12 protein-coding genes are annotated in these 15,761 nt (G+C 74.7%); 6 read left to right on the top strand and 6 right to left on the bottom strand.

Annotated elements, in window-relative coordinates; translation table 11 throughout:
* Window positions 1-58 precede the first annotated feature (58 nt).
* The 5 genes from proB to BCAV_RS08160 all read right to left on the bottom strand — a co-directional run bounded on the left by proB (window position 59) and on the right by BCAV_RS08160 (window position 3,809).
* On the bottom strand, window positions 59-1,198 hold the full coding sequence (gene proB, locus BCAV_RS08180; RefSeq protein ID WP_015882121.1) for a glutamate 5-kinase: 1,140 nt from the start codon (window positions 1,196-1,198) through the stop codon (window positions 59-61).
* Window positions 1,195-2,754, bottom strand: a complete 1,560-nt coding sequence (obgE, locus tag BCAV_RS08175) for a GTPase ObgE (protein ID WP_015882120.1) — start codon at window positions 2,752-2,754, stop codon at window positions 1,195-1,197. The genes proB and obgE overlap by 4 nt, the downstream gene beginning before the upstream one ends.
* Before the next feature lie 74 nt (window positions 2,755-2,828).
* Window positions 2,829-3,086 carry a 50S ribosomal protein L27 gene (gene rpmA / locus BCAV_RS08170; RefSeq protein WP_015882119.1) on the bottom strand — a complete coding sequence of 86 codons (258 nt, stop codon included), beginning with the start codon at window positions 3,084-3,086 and terminating at the stop codon, window positions 2,829-2,831.
* A gap of 36 nt (window positions 3,087-3,122) precedes the next feature.
* Window positions 3,123-3,428: a 50S ribosomal protein L21 gene (gene rplU / locus BCAV_RS08165; protein ID WP_015882118.1), complete on the bottom strand. Its 306-nt coding sequence runs from the start codon at window positions 3,426-3,428 to the stop codon at window positions 3,123-3,125.
* Between the two features lie 174 nt (window positions 3,429-3,602).
* A complete protein-coding gene (locus BCAV_RS08160; protein ID WP_015882117.1) occupies window positions 3,603-3,809 on the bottom strand; it encodes a dodecin family protein in 207 nt (68 codons plus the stop codon).
* A 130-nt stretch (window positions 3,810-3,939) separates the two neighbouring features.
* Here BCAV_RS08160 and BCAV_RS08155 point away from each other — a divergent pair, with 130 nt between their 5' ends.
* Window positions 3,940-4,671 carry a Type 1 glutamine amidotransferase-like domain-containing protein gene (locus BCAV_RS08155; protein WP_015882116.1) on the top strand — a complete coding sequence of 244 codons (732 nt, stop codon included), beginning with the start codon at window positions 3,940-3,942 and terminating at the stop codon, window positions 4,669-4,671.
* On the top strand, window positions 4,668-6,641 hold the full coding sequence (locus BCAV_RS08150) for a hypothetical protein (protein ID WP_015882115.1): 1,974 nt from the start codon (window positions 4,668-4,670) through the stop codon (window positions 6,639-6,641). The genes BCAV_RS08155 and BCAV_RS08150 overlap by 4 nt, the downstream gene beginning before the upstream one ends.
* A gap of 3 nt (window positions 6,642-6,644) precedes the next feature.
* Here BCAV_RS08150 and BCAV_RS08145 read toward each other — a convergent pair whose 3' ends face one another.
* On the bottom strand, window positions 6,645-9,479 hold the full coding sequence (locus tag BCAV_RS08145) for an Rne/Rng family ribonuclease (RefSeq protein ID WP_015882114.1): 2,835 nt from the start codon (window positions 9,477-9,479) through the stop codon (window positions 6,645-6,647).
* Window positions 9,480-9,899: 420 nt separating this feature from the next.
* Between BCAV_RS08145 and BCAV_RS08140 the strand changes: the two genes are divergently transcribed.
* From BCAV_RS08140 to cydC, 4 genes are read left to right on the top strand one after another with little or no spacing between them, the layout of a single operon-like run.
* On the top strand, window positions 9,900-11,372 hold the full coding sequence (locus tag BCAV_RS08140) for a cytochrome ubiquinol oxidase subunit I (RefSeq protein ID WP_015882113.1): 1,473 nt from the start codon (window positions 9,900-9,902) through the stop codon (window positions 11,370-11,372).
* Between the two features lie 24 nt (window positions 11,373-11,396).
* A complete protein-coding gene (cydB, locus tag BCAV_RS08135; RefSeq protein ID WP_015882112.1) occupies window positions 11,397-12,434 on the top strand; it encodes a cytochrome d ubiquinol oxidase subunit II in 1,038 nt (345 codons plus the stop codon).
* Window positions 12,431-14,086, top strand: a complete 1,656-nt coding sequence (cydD, locus tag BCAV_RS08130; protein ID WP_015882111.1) for a thiol reductant ABC exporter subunit CydD — start codon at window positions 12,431-12,433, stop codon at window positions 14,084-14,086. Before cydB ends, cydD begins: the two co-directional genes overlap by 4 nt.
* A complete protein-coding gene (gene cydC / locus BCAV_RS08125) occupies window positions 14,079-15,761 on the top strand; it encodes a thiol reductant ABC exporter subunit CydC (RefSeq protein ID WP_015882110.1) in 1,683 nt (560 codons plus the stop codon). The genes cydD and cydC overlap by 8 nt, the downstream gene beginning before the upstream one ends.

The raw sequence follows: 15,761 nt of genomic DNA, 5'->3' as shown, positions 1-15,761 counted from the left end.
CCCGGCACCCTACCCGCGCGCCGCGGGCCGGCCGTGCGCCGTCCGGGTCGCGGTCCGCTCAGGCGCGGCGATGGACGACGACGAGGTCGTCGCGGTGCACGACTGTCCGGTTGTGCCCGTCGCCGAACAGCTCGCGGAGCTCGTGCGAGCTGCGCCCCAGGCGTTCCGGGAGCTCCTCGCTCGAGTAGGCCACGAGGCCGCGGGCGACGATCTCGCCGGTCGGCGCCACGAGGTCGACCGGGTCGCCCGGTTCGAAGTGGCCCTCGACACCGGTCACGCCGGCGGCGAGCAGCGACCGCTTGCCGTGCGTGATCGCGCGCACGGCGCCGTCGTCCAGCTGCAGGCGCCCCCGGGTGTGGGCCGCGTGCGCGAGCCACAGCCGGCGGGTGCGGATCCGGCGCCCGCGGGCGTCGAACCACGTGCCGACGTCGTCGCCGTCGAGCGCCCGGCCCGCCTGCGACGCGGCGGCCACGAGCGTCGGGATGCCCGCACCGGTCGCGATCGCCGCCGCCTCGACCTTCGTGACCATCCCGCCGGTGCCGACGCCGCTCCCCCGGCCGGTGACGGCGACCTCGTCGAGCTCCCGCGCCGTCCGCACGCGGGCGATGCGCCGCGCGAGGGGCGACGCCGGAGGCGCGTCGTACAGGGCGTCGACGTCGGTGAGCAGGACGAGCGCGTCGGCCTGCACCACGTGCGAGACGAGCGCCGCGAGACGGTCGTTGTCGCCGAACCGGATCTCGTCGGTGGCGACGGCGTCGTTCTCGTTGATGATCGGCACGACCCCGAGCGCGAGCAGGCGCTCGAGCGCGCGCTGAGCGTTCTTGTACTGCCCGCGCCGGACCACGTCCTCCGCGGTGAGCAGCACCTGTGCCACGCGGAGCCCGTGCTGGGCGAACGCCTGGGTGTAGTGCGCCATGAGCAGGCCCTGACCCACGCTCGCGGCGGCCTGCTGCGTCGCGAGATCCCGGGGCCGGCTGCTGAGCCCGAGGGGCGCGATGCCCGCGGCGATCGCGCCCGACGACACGAGGACGACCTGCCCGCCGCTCCGACGTCGGGCCGCGAACACCTCCACGAGGGCGCGCAGGGCCGCGACGTCGAGCGAGCCGCCGCCCTCGGTCAGCGACGAGGAGCCGACCTTGACGACGATCCGGTGCGCCTGCGGCAGGCCGGCCCGCGTGAGCTCGCTGTCGACGCTCACCGGGCACCGTCGTCGGGCGGGTCCGCGGGCGCCGTCTCGTCGACCGGCTCAGCCGCCGAGTCGGTCCACACGCCCCGCTCCCGGTCCGTCCAGAGCTCCTCGCGCGCCGCGGACTTGGCGTCCATCCGCTCGTGGAACGCCTCGCGCCGTTCCCTGCGGCTGCGCCTGCGCGGCTCGTCCATCCGGACGTCGGTCCCGCGCGGCGCGAGCAGCTCCGGCCCCGTCATCATCGTCGGCTCCCAGTCGAAGACGACGCCGTCCGTCCCGATCACCACGGTGTCGCCCGCGATCGCCCCGGCCTTGAGGAGCTCGTCCTCGACCCCGAGCCGCGCGAGCCGGTCCGCGAGGTAACCGACCGCCTCGTCGTTGGTGAAGTCGGTCTGCCGCACCCACCGCTCCGGCTTCCCGCCGAGCACCTCGTAGTACGGCCCGTCCGAGCCGCCACGGCGCGTCACCGTGAAGTCGCGCTCGCCGATCGCACGAGGGCGAAGCACGGCGCGGGCCGGCACGGGCGTGGGCTCCGCGGCGCGCGCCTGGGTGACGAGCTCCGCCAGCGCGAAGGAGAGGGAGCGCAGACCCTCGTGGGACGCCGTCGAGATCTCGACGACGCGGTAGCCGCGCTCCTCCAGCTCGGGCCGGACCAGCTCGGCGAGCTCCCGCGCCTCGGGCACGTCGATCTTGTTGAGCGCGATCAGCTGGGGACGTTCCAGCAGCGGCGTCCGACCGCCGGCGATGTCGAGGTCGGGGGCGTACGCCGCCAGCTCCGCCAGGATCACGTCCAGGTCCGTCAGCGGGTCGCGGCGCGGCTCGAGCGTCGCGCAGTCGATCACGTGCACGATCACCGCGCAGCGTTCGATGTGCCGGAGGAACTCGAGCCCGAGGCCGCGGCCCTCGCTCGCCCCGGGGATCAGGCCGGGGACGTCGGCGACGGTGAAGCGCTCGCTGCCCGCCTCGACCACGCCGAGGTTCGGGGTCAGCGTGGTGAACGGGTAGTCGGCGATCTTCGGCCGCGCCGCGGACATCGCCGCCACGAGCGAGGACTTCCCGGCGCTCGGGTAGCCCACCAGTGCCACGTCGGCGACGGACTTCAGCTCGAGCACGATGTCGCGCTCCTCGCCGGGTTCACCCAGCAGCGCGAACCCGGGCGCCTTCCGGCGCTGGGAGGCGAGTGCGGCGTTGCCGAGCCCGCCCCGGCCGCCGGACGCGACGACGAACGTCTCGCCCGGCCCGACGAGGTCGGCGAGGATCTCGCCGTCCGCCGCGCGCACGACCGTGCCGGACGGCACCGGGAGGACGACGTCGTCGCCCCCCTTGCCGTGCCGCAGGTCGCCCTTGCCCTGCGTCCCGGACCGAGCGCTCCGGTGCGGGCGGTGGTGGTAGTCGAGCAGCGTCGTGACCTGGGGGTCGACGGCGAGGATGACGGCGCCGCCGTCGCCGCCGTTCCCGCCGTCGGGGCCGCCGAGGGGCTTGAACTTCTCGCGGTGCACCGACACGCACCCGTTCCCGCCGTCACCACCGACGGCGTGCAGCGTCACGCGGTCGACGAACGAGGCCATCGGACTACATCCTCACCTGGAAAGGCAGAAGGGGCGCACCGAGCTCGGTGCGCCCCTTCTACGGAGACGTGGGGTCAGGCGTCGACGGAGACGACGTCGATGACCTTCCGGCCGCGGCGCGTGCCGAACTGCACGGAACCCGGCTGGAGCGCGAACAGCGTGTCGTCCTTGCCGCGCCCCACACCGTCACCGGGGTGGAAGTGCGTGCCGCGCTGCCGGACGATGATCTCGCCCGCCTTGACGACCTGACCGCCGAAGCGCTTGACACCGAGGCGCTGCGCGTTGGAGTCACGGCCGTTGCGGGAGGAGCTTGCGCCCTTCTTGTGTGCCACTGCACACCTGCTTTCTGGGTCTCGCTGGAAAGGTGGTCAGGCGATGTCGGTGACCTTGAGCCGGGTCAGCTTCTGCCGGTGACCCTGACGCTTGCGGTACCCCGTCTTGTTCTTGAACTTGAGGATCGTGATCTTCGGGCCCTTCTCGGGCCGCACGATCTCGGCGGAGACCCGCACGTCGGCCAGGTCCTTGCCGTTCGTGACCTTGTCGCCGTCGACGAGCAGGATCGGCGTGAGCTCGATCGTGTCGCCCACCTCGCCGCCGACCCTGTCGACCACGACGATGTCACCGACAGAGACCTTCTCCTGCCGGCCACCGGCCTTGACGATCGCGTACACCATTTCTCTCCTCGTCAGCTGTGCGTGACCAGCCGCGGTGCGCACACGCGCAGCCCACGATCACAGGCACACAGGGGTTGCGCGCATGACGAGCGCGCCGACGGTCCAGGGTACGGAACGCGGCGACCAGGGTCAAATGGGCCCTGATGCGGTCCGGGCGCCGGCCCGGAACCGGTCTCAGTCCAGGACGAACGTCACCTCGAGCACGACCTGCCACGACACGATCGCGCCGTCGGAGAGCTCGACCTTCTGCTCCTTCACCCACGCCCCGGTGACGTTGCGCAACGTCGCGCTCGCACGCTCGACGCCGACCTTCACCGCGTCCTCGAAGCTCGAGTCCGACCGTGCACTGATGTGCGTGATCCGAGCCACAGTTCCCGCCATCACGACCTCCTCGTGGTGTGGCGCCCGGGTGACGCCCGAGATCGAGCATGGTCCAGGCGGTCGGGGACCGCCACCGCTCGGCCACTCGGTAGTCTGCCGGGGCCACCCTCAGCCGACCAGGAGCCACCAGATGCCCGCCGACGCCCCGACGATCCTCGCGACCTCCGGTGGCTACCGGCACGGCGACCGCACGCTCGAGTTCGGCCCGCTCGTGACGCACGCCGTCGACCTGGCCGGGGCGACGGGCACGCCGCGCGTCTGCTACGTCGGCACCGCCGGCGGGGACCAGGCCTACCGCGCCGCAGCGATGCACGAGGCCGCACGCCTCGCCGGCGTCCGGTTGGACGTGCTCCAGCTGTTCTCGATGCCGAACGTCGAGGACGTGGCCGGGTACGTGCTCGACCACGACGTCGTCTGGGTCGACGGCGGTTCGGTCGCCAACCTCCTCGCGGTGTGGCGGGTGCACGGCCTGGACGACGTCATGCGGCGGGCCTGGGAGTCGGGCGTCGTGCTCGCCGGCGTGAGCGCCGGCTCGATCTGCTGGCACCGGGGCGGCGTCACCGACTCGTTCGGACCGGACCTGCGCCCGGTCACGAACGGGCTGGGCCTGCTCCCCTACGACAACGGCGTCCACTACGACTCCGAGGCGAGCAGGAGGCCCGCCGTGCACCGGTTCGTCGCCGAAGGCCTGCTCGGCGAGACGTACTGCACCGACGACGGCGTCGGCCTGCACTACCGCGGCACGGAGCTCGTGGGCGCGGTGAGCGAGACGCGCGGCGCGGCCGCCTGGGTCGTGCGGCCCGACGGCGGTCACGCCGTCGAGGACCGGCTCGACACGACGCTGCTGCCGGGCGCTCGATGAGCCGCCACGACGCCGGCCCCGACCTGGTGGTCCGGACGGGTGCGCAGAGGCCGGACCGCATCCCGGCCCTGCCGCCGGGCACCGCCGGGGCGAGGTTGCTGGCCCTGTCGGACGACCCGGTGGCCGAGGCCGGTTCCCAGGTCGAGCGCGCGCAGGTCGCCGTCGCCGACGCCCTCGGGCTCGGCGTGGACGCCGACCTGACGGAGGCGCTCGAGTACGCCGCCGGGCAGCTCGACGCCGCGCGACGGATGATCGCGGAGGTGCGGATCCAGGACCTCGACCTGCCCGCCGTCCGCGCCAAGACCCTGGAGATCCCCGGGGATCCTCCCGTCGTGCTCGGCGCCGCCACGCTCGAGGTCCCCGCGCTCGGCGACGGGATCTACGGCCTGACGCTGAGCCTGCGCGGCATCCTCACCTACCTCACGCAGGCCGTGAGCCGGCTCGGCGGGACGCCCCGGCGCGGGGCCGCCGCTCGCAACTGCCTCGGCCCGCTCGGCAGTGTCGCCATGGGTGCGACGTACGTCGAGCGCGCCTGCGGCGTCATCGCGTCGCAGGCATGGGGCTTCGACCGCCCCGGGATGCCCCGGCTCCCCGGCCTCGGCGGCGAGATCGAGCTGCGCGCCTCGCCGCGCGCGACGCCGGCCCGCCGCTGGGCGAGGCGGTCCCGGCTGCGCTTCCTGCCGGGGCGCGTCGACGCCGTCACCGCGTCCGGCCGCACGTCCATCGGTCACGACGTCGCGATCGCGGCGATGCTGCACGTCCCGCCGCCGGGAGTCACGGCCCTCGAGCTGCGGTACGACGACGCGGAGCGGTACGCGGAGATCGGCGAGTTCGACGAGCTCGGCACCGTGCACCTCCTCGACGCCGAGGGCCGGTCGCTCGGCACGTTCGCGATCGCGGACTGGCTCGCGCAGCCCGAGGTGCTCGTCGACCAGCCCCAGGTCGACCCGACGATCCCGGACGCACCCCTCGGCGTGCGCCGGGGGGTCTGGGCCCTGGATGCCGCGGGGCTCGCCCACGCCGCCGCCACCGTCGGGGTCCCGCTGCGCCAGGGCGTGGCCCACCCGCCGGCGGCGGCCTCGACCGTCGGGCTGATCCGGCCCGGACCGCAGCGCCAGCCGTACCGCGGCCTGGGCGCGCGGGCGGACTCGGCCCTGCGGCGACGCCGCGGTCGGCTGCGGTTCTGGGACACGGACCTGGGGCCTGGGACCCCCGCGGGCACCGTTCTGCGCGGGCTCGGACCGTACGTCGTCGCGGCGACGCCGTTCGTCCTCTGGCCGGGCGGCGGCCGTTCGTGGTTCGCGTGGGTGATGGTGGCCCTGACGGCCGCGGCGGTGCTGGACCCGTGGGTCGCGTGGATCGCCGACGCCGTGGCCGACCGGGTCCCGCGCCCGCGCGCCACGGCCACGTACCGACCGCGGAGCGCGGCGCCGTGGGGATTCCGCTGGCGGGCGCGCCTGGCCCTGGTGGGAGGCGAGGTGCTCGTGCGGGGCGGCGGCGGCCACGAGGCGTGGATCCCCGGGCCGGGCGACCCGGATCTCGGCGTCACCCGCATCGTGCGGCTGCTCGACGGCGGGACGGCGTGGGGCGTCGCGCTGGCCGACCGGTCCGGGCACTGGCGTCTCGTCCTGGACGCGGCGACCTGGGCTCCGCGAGGGTTCGCCGGGCTCGAGTCGTTCGCGCGCGACGCCGGCCTCGAGCTCGCCGATCAGGAGGCGCCGCCGCTCCCCCGGCTCGGGCAGGACGTCTTCACCGCCGGCTCGCGCCGCTCCGCGGACCGGACGACCGGCCCGCGGCTGCGCGGTTCGATGCTCCTCGGCTCGTGGGCGCTCGTCCCGTGCCTCGTCACGATCTGGGGACCGGACCGCTCGTTCCTGCTCTGCGTGCTCGTCCTCGGCGTGACCTGGGGCGCGGCCCTGATCCTCATGCTCGTCAACCGCGCACTGGACGGGCGCGCCCCGGCACGCTGAACCTCACGCGTCGCTGGGTTCGGTCTCCTCGCCCGGGTCCGCGGCGACGTCGGCCGGCTGCTGCTCGTCCTGCGCTGCGCCGTCCGCCTCGGTCGCTGCCTGAGGCTCCGGCTCTGGCTCCACCTCGGGCTCGGACTGAGGCTCCGCCTCGGCCTGCGACTCCGGCTCCGGCTCTACCTCGGACTCCACGGCGACCAGCTGGACCTCGTCGACCTCGGCGGGCGTCACGTCCGCGGACGGCGTCGCGCCGTCGTCGCCCTCGGGCCGATCGGTGCTCTCGTGCGCGTGCTGCGCGGCGGCCGCGATGGTCGCGAGCGTCGCGCGCACCGCCTCGCGGGCGGCCGCCGAGGCGTCGTCCTCCGCCGGCTGCGCGGGCTGCGCCGCACCGCGCGAGCGGGACCCGCGACGCCGGCCGACGCGCGGCGTCTCCTCCTCCGCCACGGGCTGCGCCTCGAACGGCTCGGTGTGCACCACGAAGCCTCGTCCGTGGCAGTGCTCGCACGTCTCGCTGAACGCCTCGACGAGGCCCTGCCCGACGCGCTTGCGCGTCATCTGGACGAGACCGAGGGAGGTCACCTCGGCGACCTGGTGCCGCGTGCGGTCCCGGCCGAGGCACTCGATGAGCCGCCGCAGCACGAGGTCGCGGTTGGACTCGAGGACCATGTCGATGAAGTCGATGACGATGATCCCGCCGATGTCCCGCAGCCTCAGCTGCCGGACGATCTCCTCGGCGGCCTCGAGGTTGTTCCGGGTGACGGTCTCCTCGAGCGTGCCGCCCGAGCCGGTGAACTTCCCGGTGTTGACGTCGACGACGGTCATCGCCTCGGTGCGGTCGATGACGAGCGAGCCGCCGGACGGGAGCCAGACCTTGCGGTCGAGCCCCTTGGCGAGCTGCTCGTCGATCCGGAACCGCGCGAACACGTCCGCGTCGTCGGTCCAGTGGGTCAGCCGCTGGGCGAGGTCGGGCGCGACGGTCGTGAGGTAGTCGGAGATCGTGTGCCAGGCCTCGTCGCCGGACACCGTGAGCGAGGAGAAGTCCTCGTTGAACACGTCACGGACGACGCGCAGCGCGAGCTCCGGCTCGCCCTTCAGCAGGGCAGGCGCCGTCACCTTCTGGGGCTTGCGGCCGGTGCCACCGGAGCCGTTGACCTTCGTCTGGATGTCCGCCCACTGCTTGGTCAGGCGTTCGACGTCGCGGCGCAGCTCGTCCTCGCTCGCCCCTTCCGCGGCCGTGCGCACGATGACGCCCTGCCCGTCGGGGACGATCTCCTTGAGGAGCTTCTTCAGGCGGGCGCGCTCGGTGTCGGGGAGCTTGCGCGAGATCCCCGTCATCGCCCCGCTCGGCACGAGCACGAGGTAGCGCCCGGCGAGCGTGATCTGCGAGGTGAGTCGCGCGCCCTTGTGGCCGATCGGGTCCTTCGTCACCTGCACGAGCACCGAGTCGCCGGACGACAGCGCCTGCTCGATCCGGCGCGGCTGCCCCTCGAGCCCGGCGGCGTCCCAGTTCACCTCACCGGCGTACAGCACCGCGTTGCGTCCCTTGCCGAGGTCGACGAACGCCGCCTCCATGCTCGGCAGCACGTTCTGCACGCGGCCCAGGTACACGTTGCCGACCATCGAGGACTGCTGCTTGCGGGCGACGTAGTGCTCCACGAGCACGCCGTCCTCGAGCACGGCGATCTGCGTGCGGCCGTCGCGCTCCCGCACGACCATCGCGCGTTCGACGGCCTCGCGGCGGGCGAGGAACTCCGCCTCCGTGATGATGGTCCGACGGCGTCCGGCGTCGCGCCCCTCGCGGCGTCGCTGGCGCTTCGCCTCGAGCCGCGTCGACCCCTTGAGCGCCGTCACCTCGTCGCGTGCGCGGGCGCCGTCGTCGGCGCGCCCGGAACGCCGCCGGCGGCGACGTCGCGACGTGGACTCGGCGTCCGGCTCCGCCTCCGGCGCCTCGTCCGGCGCAGCGGACGCAGGCTCGTCCTCGGCGTCGGTGGCCGCCGCCTTCTTGCGGCCCCGCCCTCCGCGGCGACGACGACGGCGGCCCTCGCCCTCGGCGCCGGCCTCGGCGGCATCGCCGTCGGCCGGCTCGTCCTCGTCCGGCGCGGCGGTGGCCGCCTGCTCGGCGTCCTCGGTCTTCTCCGGGGCCTCGGGCTCGGCCGAGCCGCCCGACTTCCTGCGCTTGCGTCGCTTCGGACGCTCGGCCGCCTCCGGGGCGTCGGACGCCGCCGCCTCAGAGGGCGCGTCGACGTGCTCCGGGGAGGCCGGTCGCTCGCCGGCATCCTCGGGGCTCGGCGGCCCGGCCGGCGACGACGCCCGACGCCGGGAGCGTGCCCGCGGCTCGGGCGCCTGGAACAGCAGCGCGGTAGCCGGCAGACGGGGTCCGTCCTCGGCGTCCTCGGCCCCCTCGGGCAGCTCTTCGTCGTCCTCGTCCGCCGCGGCGGGCTCGGGCGCAGGCACGACCTCGTCGGCCGCGGCGGGCTCGGGCGTCGCCGCCTGCGCGCCGATGCCGAAGGCGGCGAACACGTCGAGCCTCTGGTCGGCGTCGCGCTCGGGTGCCGGCGGTGCCGCGTGCGAGAACGTCGCGCGGGAGGGCGGTGCGTCGTCCTCGACCGGCACCTCGGCGTCGGCCGGCTCGGCGGAGGGCTCGGGCGGCGCCTCGGGCTCGGGGGCGGGCACGGGGGCCGGCTCAGGCTCAGGCTCCGGTGCGGCGGCCTCGACGGCGGGGTCCGGCGCCACGGGCGTCGTCACCCCCCGGCTGGCGCGCCGCGGGCCGCGGCGGCGTGGCGCCGGTGCGGCCTCGGTGGGCTCGTCGTTGGTGGGCGCTTCGTTCGTGGGCTCTGACACTGCTCGGACGCTCCGGTGCCCAGGGGATACCCGCCACACCCTCCGGGTCCCGAAGGCGGTTCGTCGGTGACGGCGTGCCGACACCGGAAGTCGTGGTGTGCCCGCCTCGCGCTGGATGCGCGACGGCGGGGCCGGCGACGTCCGCTGGCTCACGCTCGCGGTGAGGCTCCTGCACGTCGCGACACGGCGGTGCGAGGAACCCGGGCGGCGCCGGGACGTCGTCGGGTCTCGGGGCGGGTGTGGTGCCCTTCGACCAGTCGTCAGTATCGCACACGGGTACCGCGAACGACCCGCCACGCGCCGGCGGCGAACTGTCTCACGATGTGGTTGCCGCGGTGGGGGACCAAGGTCCCAGCCGAGGCGCGACGGGCGTTCCTAGGGTGGCGTTCACCCGCCCGTTCGCACGTCGTAGGGAGTCGCATGGACGCGCTCGAGCTCGCCCGCTGGCAGTTCGGCATCACCACCGTCTACCACTTCATCTTCGTGCCGCTGACGATCGGGCTCGCCCCGCTCGTCGCCATCATGCAGACCGCCTGGTACGTCACGGGCAAGGACCACTGGCTGCGGCTGACGAAGTTCTTCGGGAAGCTCCTGCTCATCAACTTCGCGCTCGGCGTCGTCACGGGCATCGTCCAGGAGTTCCAGTTCGGGATGAACTGGAGCGAGTACTCCCGGTTCGTCGGCGACGTCTTCGGCGCTCCCCTGGCGATCGAGGGCCTCGCGGCGTTCTTCGTCGAGTCGACGTTCCTCGGCCTGTGGATCTTCGGCTGGGAGCGACTGCCGAAGCTCGTGCACCTGCTGTGCATCTGGGCCGTCGCGGTGGCGGTCAACGCGTCCGCGTACTTCATCCTGGCCGCGAACTCGTGGATGCAGCACCCGGTCGGTGCGATCTTCAACCCGGACACCGGGCGCGCCGAGCTCGTGGACTTCGGCGCCGTGCTCACGAACAACACCCTGCTCGCGGCCTTCCCGCACACGGTGTCCGCCGCCTTCCTCGTCGCCGGCACGTTCGTGGCGGGCGTCGCCGGCTGGTGGATCGTGCGGAGCGTCCGGGCGGGCGACGTCGATCTCGCGCGCACGGTGTACCGGCCGGCGGCGATCCTGGGCCTGGCGACGATCGTGGTGAGCGGCGCCGGCGTCGCCGTCTCTGGCGACTGGCAGGCGAAGCTCATGTACGAGCAGCAGCCGGGCAAGATGGCCGCCGCCGAGGCGCTGTGCGAGAGCGAGTACGGTGCGGACTTCTCGATCCTGACGATCGGCGACCTGTCCAACTCGTGCGAGGGCGTGCAGCACGTCATCGCGATCCCCGGTCTGACGTCGTTCCTCGGCACGGGCAGCTTCGACGGCTACCTGCCCGGCGTCGAGGACGTGCAGGAGGAGTACAGCGCCCGGTACGGCGGGGGCCCGCAGTACACGCCGAACCTCGCTGTGACGTACTGGAGCTTCCGCCTGATGATCGGCTTCGCCGTCTTCTCGGCCGCGCTCGCCGTGGCGGGGATGTGGCTCCTCAGACGCGGCCGCGTCACCGACGCGCGATGGTTCTCCCGGCTGTGCCTGATCGCGATCCCCGCTCCGTTCGTGGCGTCGTCGTTCGGGTGGATCTTCACCGAGATGGGGCGGCAGCCGTGGGTCGTGGCGCCGAACCCGACCGGCGTCGACATGATCCGGCTCCTCACGTACGACGGCGTCTCGACGGTCGTCCCGGCGTCCACCGTCCTGACGTCGCTCATCGTCTTCACGGTCCTGTACGGCGTGCTCGCGGTCGTCTGGTTCACGCTCATCCGCCGGTACGCGGCCAAGGGCGTGCCCGAGGCGGCCGGGCCCGTCGCGTCCGCGGAGAACCCACCGGACGACGCCCGCGACGACGCCGCCCGGCTCGACTTCGCGTACTGAGACGTCACGTCCCAAGGAGACGCCATGGATCTCGCACTCGTGTGGTTCGTCCTCATCGCCCTGCTCTGGGTCGGCTACCTCGTGCTCGAGGGGTTCGACTTCGGCGTCGGGATGCTCATGCGCCCGCTCGCGAAGGACGACACCGACCGGCGCCTCGCGATCAACACCATCGGGCCCGTGTGGGACGGGAACGAGGTGTGGCTCATCGTCGCCGGCGGCGCGACGTTCGCCGCGTTCCCGGAGTGGTACGCCACCCTCTTCTCCGGCTTCTACCTGCCCCTGCTCGCCATCCTCGTCGCCCTGATCGTGCGCGGCGTGGCGTTCGAGTACCGGGGCAAGATCGACGACGACGCCTGGCGTGCCCGGTGGGACTGGGCCATCACGATCGGCTCGTGGGTGCCGGCGGTCCTGTGGGGCGTCGCGTTCGCCAACTTCGTGCGCGGGGTCCCGATCGACGCCGACTTCCAGATGGTCGGCGGTCTCACGTCGCTGCTGTCGCCGTTCGCGCTGCTGGGCGGCGTCGTCACCACGCTGCTGTTCCTCACGCACGGCGCCGTCTTCCTCGCGCTGAAGACGGCCGGCGACTACTCGCGCCGGGCGCAGACGGTGGCTGCCCGGCTCGCGCCGGTCACGCTCGTCGTGACAGCGGCCTGGGCGCTCTGGGCGCAGGTGGCCTACTCGCGCAACGCGTGGACGTGGGTGGCGCTGGCCGTGGCCGCGCTCGCGCTCGTCGGCGTCGTCGTCGCGACCGCCCGCCGCCGCGAGGGCTGGGCGTTCACGCTGAGCGCGATCGCGATCGCGAGCGCCGTCGTCCTGGTGTTCGGCAGCATGTTCCCCGCCGTCATGCCCTCCTCGATCGACCCGGCGTTCTCCCTGACGATCTCGAACGCCTCCTCGACGCCGTACACGCTGACGCTCATGACGTGGGTCGCGGGCTTCCTCACCCCGCTCGTGCTCGCCTACCAGGGCTGGACGTACTGGGTGTTCCGCAAGCGCCTCATCCGTGAGGTCATCCCGCCGCACACCGGCCTCGTCCTCGCACCGAGGAGCGAGCGCGGGTGAAGCCCCTGGACCCCCGCCTGCTGCGCGAGGCCCGCTCGGTCCGCGGCTGGGTCCTCGCGAGCGCCGCGTTCGCGATCGGGGTGACGGCGTGCGTCGTCGTCAGCGCGTTCGCGATCGCGCAGGCGCTCGCCCCCGTGGTCTCGGGCACCGCGACACTCGCCGACGTCCGCACGCCGCTCGTCGTCCTCGCCGTCGCCGTGGTGGCTCGCGCCGTCTTGGCGTGGGCCGCTGAGCGGACGGCGCACGCGAGCGCCGCCCAGGTGATCGGCGAGCTGCGGGGGCGGCTGCTCGACCACGCCACACGGCTGCCCCACCGGTGGCGCACGGAGCACGGAGCCGGCGTCGTCGTGCTCGCGACCCGCGGCCTCGACGACCTCGAGCCGTACCTCGTCCGGTACCTGCCCCAGCTGCTGCTCGCCGCGACGCTCACGCCCGCGACGCTCGCCGTCGTCCTCACGCAGGACCTCCTCTCCGGACTGCTCCTCGCGTTCACGCTGCCGCTCGTCCCGCTGTTCATGTGGCTCGTGGGGGTCACCACCGCGACGTTCGCCCGCGGCCGCCTCGCGGTGCTCGAGCGGCAGGGAGCCCAGCTGCTGGACCTCCTGGCGGGGCTCACCACGCTGCGGGCTCTGGGCCGGGAGGTCGGACCGGGCACCCGGGTGCGCCGGCTCGGCGAGGCCTACCGCCGGACCACGATGTCCACGCTGCGGGTCGCGTTCCTGTCGGGCGGCGTGCTCGAGCTGCTCGCCACGCTCGGTGTCGCGCTCGTCGCCGTCGGGATCGGTCTGCGCCTGGTCGAGGGCGACCTCACGCTCGTCACCGGACTGACGGTGCTCGTCCTCGCCCCGGAGGTCTACCTCCCGCTGCGGATGGTCGGCACCCACTTCCACGCCTCGGCCGACGGCGTCGCGGCGGCCGAGCGCACGTTCGCCGTCCTCGACGAACCGCTGCCGGCGAGCGGCACGCTCCCGGTGCCGGACTGGTCCCGGATCGAGGTGCGCGGCCTCGGCGTGCGGGCGGGTGAGCGCGGCTACTGGGCGCCACGATCCGTGGACGCCGTGATCCGGCCGGGCGAGATCCTCGCGCTCGCGGGGCCGAGCGGATCCGGCAAGACCACGACGGCGATGGCGATGCTGGGGCTGCAGCCCGCCGACGCGGGCGGGGTCCGGCTCGTGGACGACTCGACGCCGACGGGCGAGGCGGGGACGCCGCTGGAGGACGTCGACCCCGCGGCGTGGTGGGCGCAGGTCGCGTGGGTGCCGCAGCGTCCGTCGTTCGGCCCCGGGAGCGTCGCCGAACGGGCGGGAGGCACGTCGGACCACGTCGTGCAGGCGGCCGCGGCGACCGGCCTCGACCGCGTCGTCGCCCGCCGCGGGGGCTGGACGACGGCGCTCGGGCAGGGCGGGACCGGGCTCACCGTCGGCGTGTCGGTGGGCGAGTCCCAGCGCCTCGCGCTCACGGCGGCGCTCGCCCGCGGCGCCCGGCTCGTCGTCGTCGACGAGCCGACCGCCCACCTGGACCCGCTGGCCGAGGCCGAGGTGCTCGCCGCCCTCCGCGGCGCCGCCGACGCCGGCGCCGCCGTCGTCGTCATCGCCCATCGTCCGACGACGCTCGCCGCCGCCGACCATGTGGTCAGGGTCGACGGTGGGTGACCTGCGGCGTGCCGTCGCCCTCCTGGCCCTGCCCCGGTGGCCGCTGGTCCGCGCGCTCCTCCTCGGCTCGCTCGCCCTGGCGAGCGCCGTCGGGCTGGCCGCCGCGTCGGCCTGGCTCATCGCCCGCGCGTCGCAGATGCCGCCCGTGCTCCACCTCACGGTGGCGGTCGTCTCGGTGCGAGCGCTCGGCATCTCCCGCGGGGTGCTGCGCTACCTGGAGCGGCTCGCCGGGCACGACGTGGCGCTGCGCGGCGTGGTCAACCTGCGCACCACGGTGTACGAGCGGCTCGCCGGCGGGCGCACCGAGGTGCTCGCCTCCGTGCGCCGCGGGGACCTGCTCGCGCGCACCGGGGTCGACGTCGACGACGTCGGGGACGTCGTCGTGCGGGCGCTCCTGCCCGCCGGCGTGGCCGTCATCGTGTCCGCGGGCTCGGTGGTGCTGGTCGCGTGCTTCTCCCCCGCCGCCGCCGCGGTGCTCGCGGTGTGCCTCGCCGTGAACGGGCTGGCCGTGCCCGCTCTCGCGGCCCGCCGTGACGCGGCGACCGAGGCCGCTCGGGTCGGCGCCCGCGCCAGGATCGCGGCGGCCGCGTCCCGGCTCGTGGACGACGCGGCCGAGCTCGCCGTCGACGGCCGACGCGGCGACGTCGTCACCGCGCTCCGCTCGGCCGAGGCCGACCTGGCCGCCGCGCAGCGGGAGAGTGCCCGCCCGGTCGCTGCCGCGGCGGCAGTCTCGGCCCTGAGCACCGGCGTCGCCGTGCTGGGTGCCCTCGTCGTGGGGATCACCGCCCACGTCGCGGGCGGCCTCGCCGCGACCGAGCTCGCCGTCGTCGTCCTGGTGCCCCTCGCGGCGTTCGAGGCCACGAACGCGCTCCCGGCGGCGGCCACCCAGCTGCGCCGCTCGAGCGCGGCGGCCGCGCGGATCATGGCGCTGCTCGACGCCGCGGGCCCCGCCCCCGCCGACGCGGCAACCGGAGGGACCACCGGGGCGGGCCGGATCACGGCGCGCGGCCTGTCGTGGGGATGGCCGGGCGGACCGGCGCTCGGGTCGGGCCTCGACCTCGACGTCGACCCCGGCCGCAGCGTCGCGATCGTCGGGCCGAGCGGCGTCGGCAAGACCACGCTCCTGCTCACGCTCGCCGGCCTCCTGCCGCCGCGCGCCGGGACCGTGCGGATCGACGACGTCGACCCGTACCTCCTGCGCGGGCCGGCGCGCTCGGCCCGGGTCGCGTTCACCGCTGAGGACGCGCACGTGTTCGCGACGTCCGTCCTGGAGAACCTGCGGGTCGCACGCGGCGACGTCCAGCCGGCCGAGGCGCGCGCCGCGCTGGACCGCGCCGGGATCGGCGCGTGGGTGGGCGCGCTGCCCGGCGGGCTCGAGGAGGATCTCGGCGAGGACGGGGCCGCGGTCTCCGGCGGCGAGCGACGTCGTCTGCTCCTCGCCCGGGCGCTCCTGGCACCGGCCCCCGTCCTGCTCCTGGACGAGCCCGCCGAGCACCTCGAGCCCGAGCGCGCGGACGCGCTCGTCACCGACCTCCTCGCCGCGTCCGACGACCGCACGGTGGTGCTCGTGACGCACCGACGCGAGCCGCTCGGCGCGGCCGACGCGGTGCTGGAGCTGTCCGACCACGACGAGCGCGGCGAACGCGCGGACGAGGCGGGTCGCCGGGAAGAATGA

The sequence above is a fragment of the Beutenbergia cavernae DSM 12333 genome, assembly GCF_000023105.1.
Classification (GTDB): Bacteria; Actinomycetota; Actinomycetes; order Actinomycetales; family Beutenbergiaceae; genus Beutenbergia; species Beutenbergia cavernae.
The sequence above is the reverse complement of the archived record's forward strand: the minus strand, read 5'-3'. Positions and strand labels throughout refer to the sequence as shown.

Bases quoted from the DNA above. Each gene is read 5' to 3' on its own strand.
- cydB (WP_015882112.1), top strand. From the start codon at position 11,397: ATGGATCTCGCACTCGTGTGGTTCGTCCTCATCGCCCTGCTCTGGGTC.
- BCAV_RS08140 (WP_015882113.1), top strand. From the start codon at position 9,900: ATGGACGCGCTCGAGCTCGCCCGCTGGCAGTTCGGCATCACCACCGTC.
- BCAV_RS08160 (WP_015882117.1), bottom strand. From the start codon at position 3,809: ATGGCGGGAACTGTGGCTCGGATCACGCACATCAGTGCACGGTCGGAC.
- obgE (WP_015882120.1), bottom strand. From the start codon at position 2,754: ATGGCCTCGTTCGTCGACCGCGTGACGCTGCACGCCGTCGGTGGTGAC.
- BCAV_RS08155 (WP_015882116.1), top strand. From the start codon at position 3,940: ATGCCCGCCGACGCCCCGACGATCCTCGCGACCTCCGGTGGCTACCGG.
- BCAV_RS08150 (WP_015882115.1), top strand. From the start codon at position 4,668: ATGAGCCGCCACGACGCCGGCCCCGACCTGGTGGTCCGGACGGGTGCG.
- rplU (WP_015882118.1), bottom strand. From the start codon at position 3,428: ATGGTGTACGCGATCGTCAAGGCCGGTGGCCGGCAGGAGAAGGTCTCT.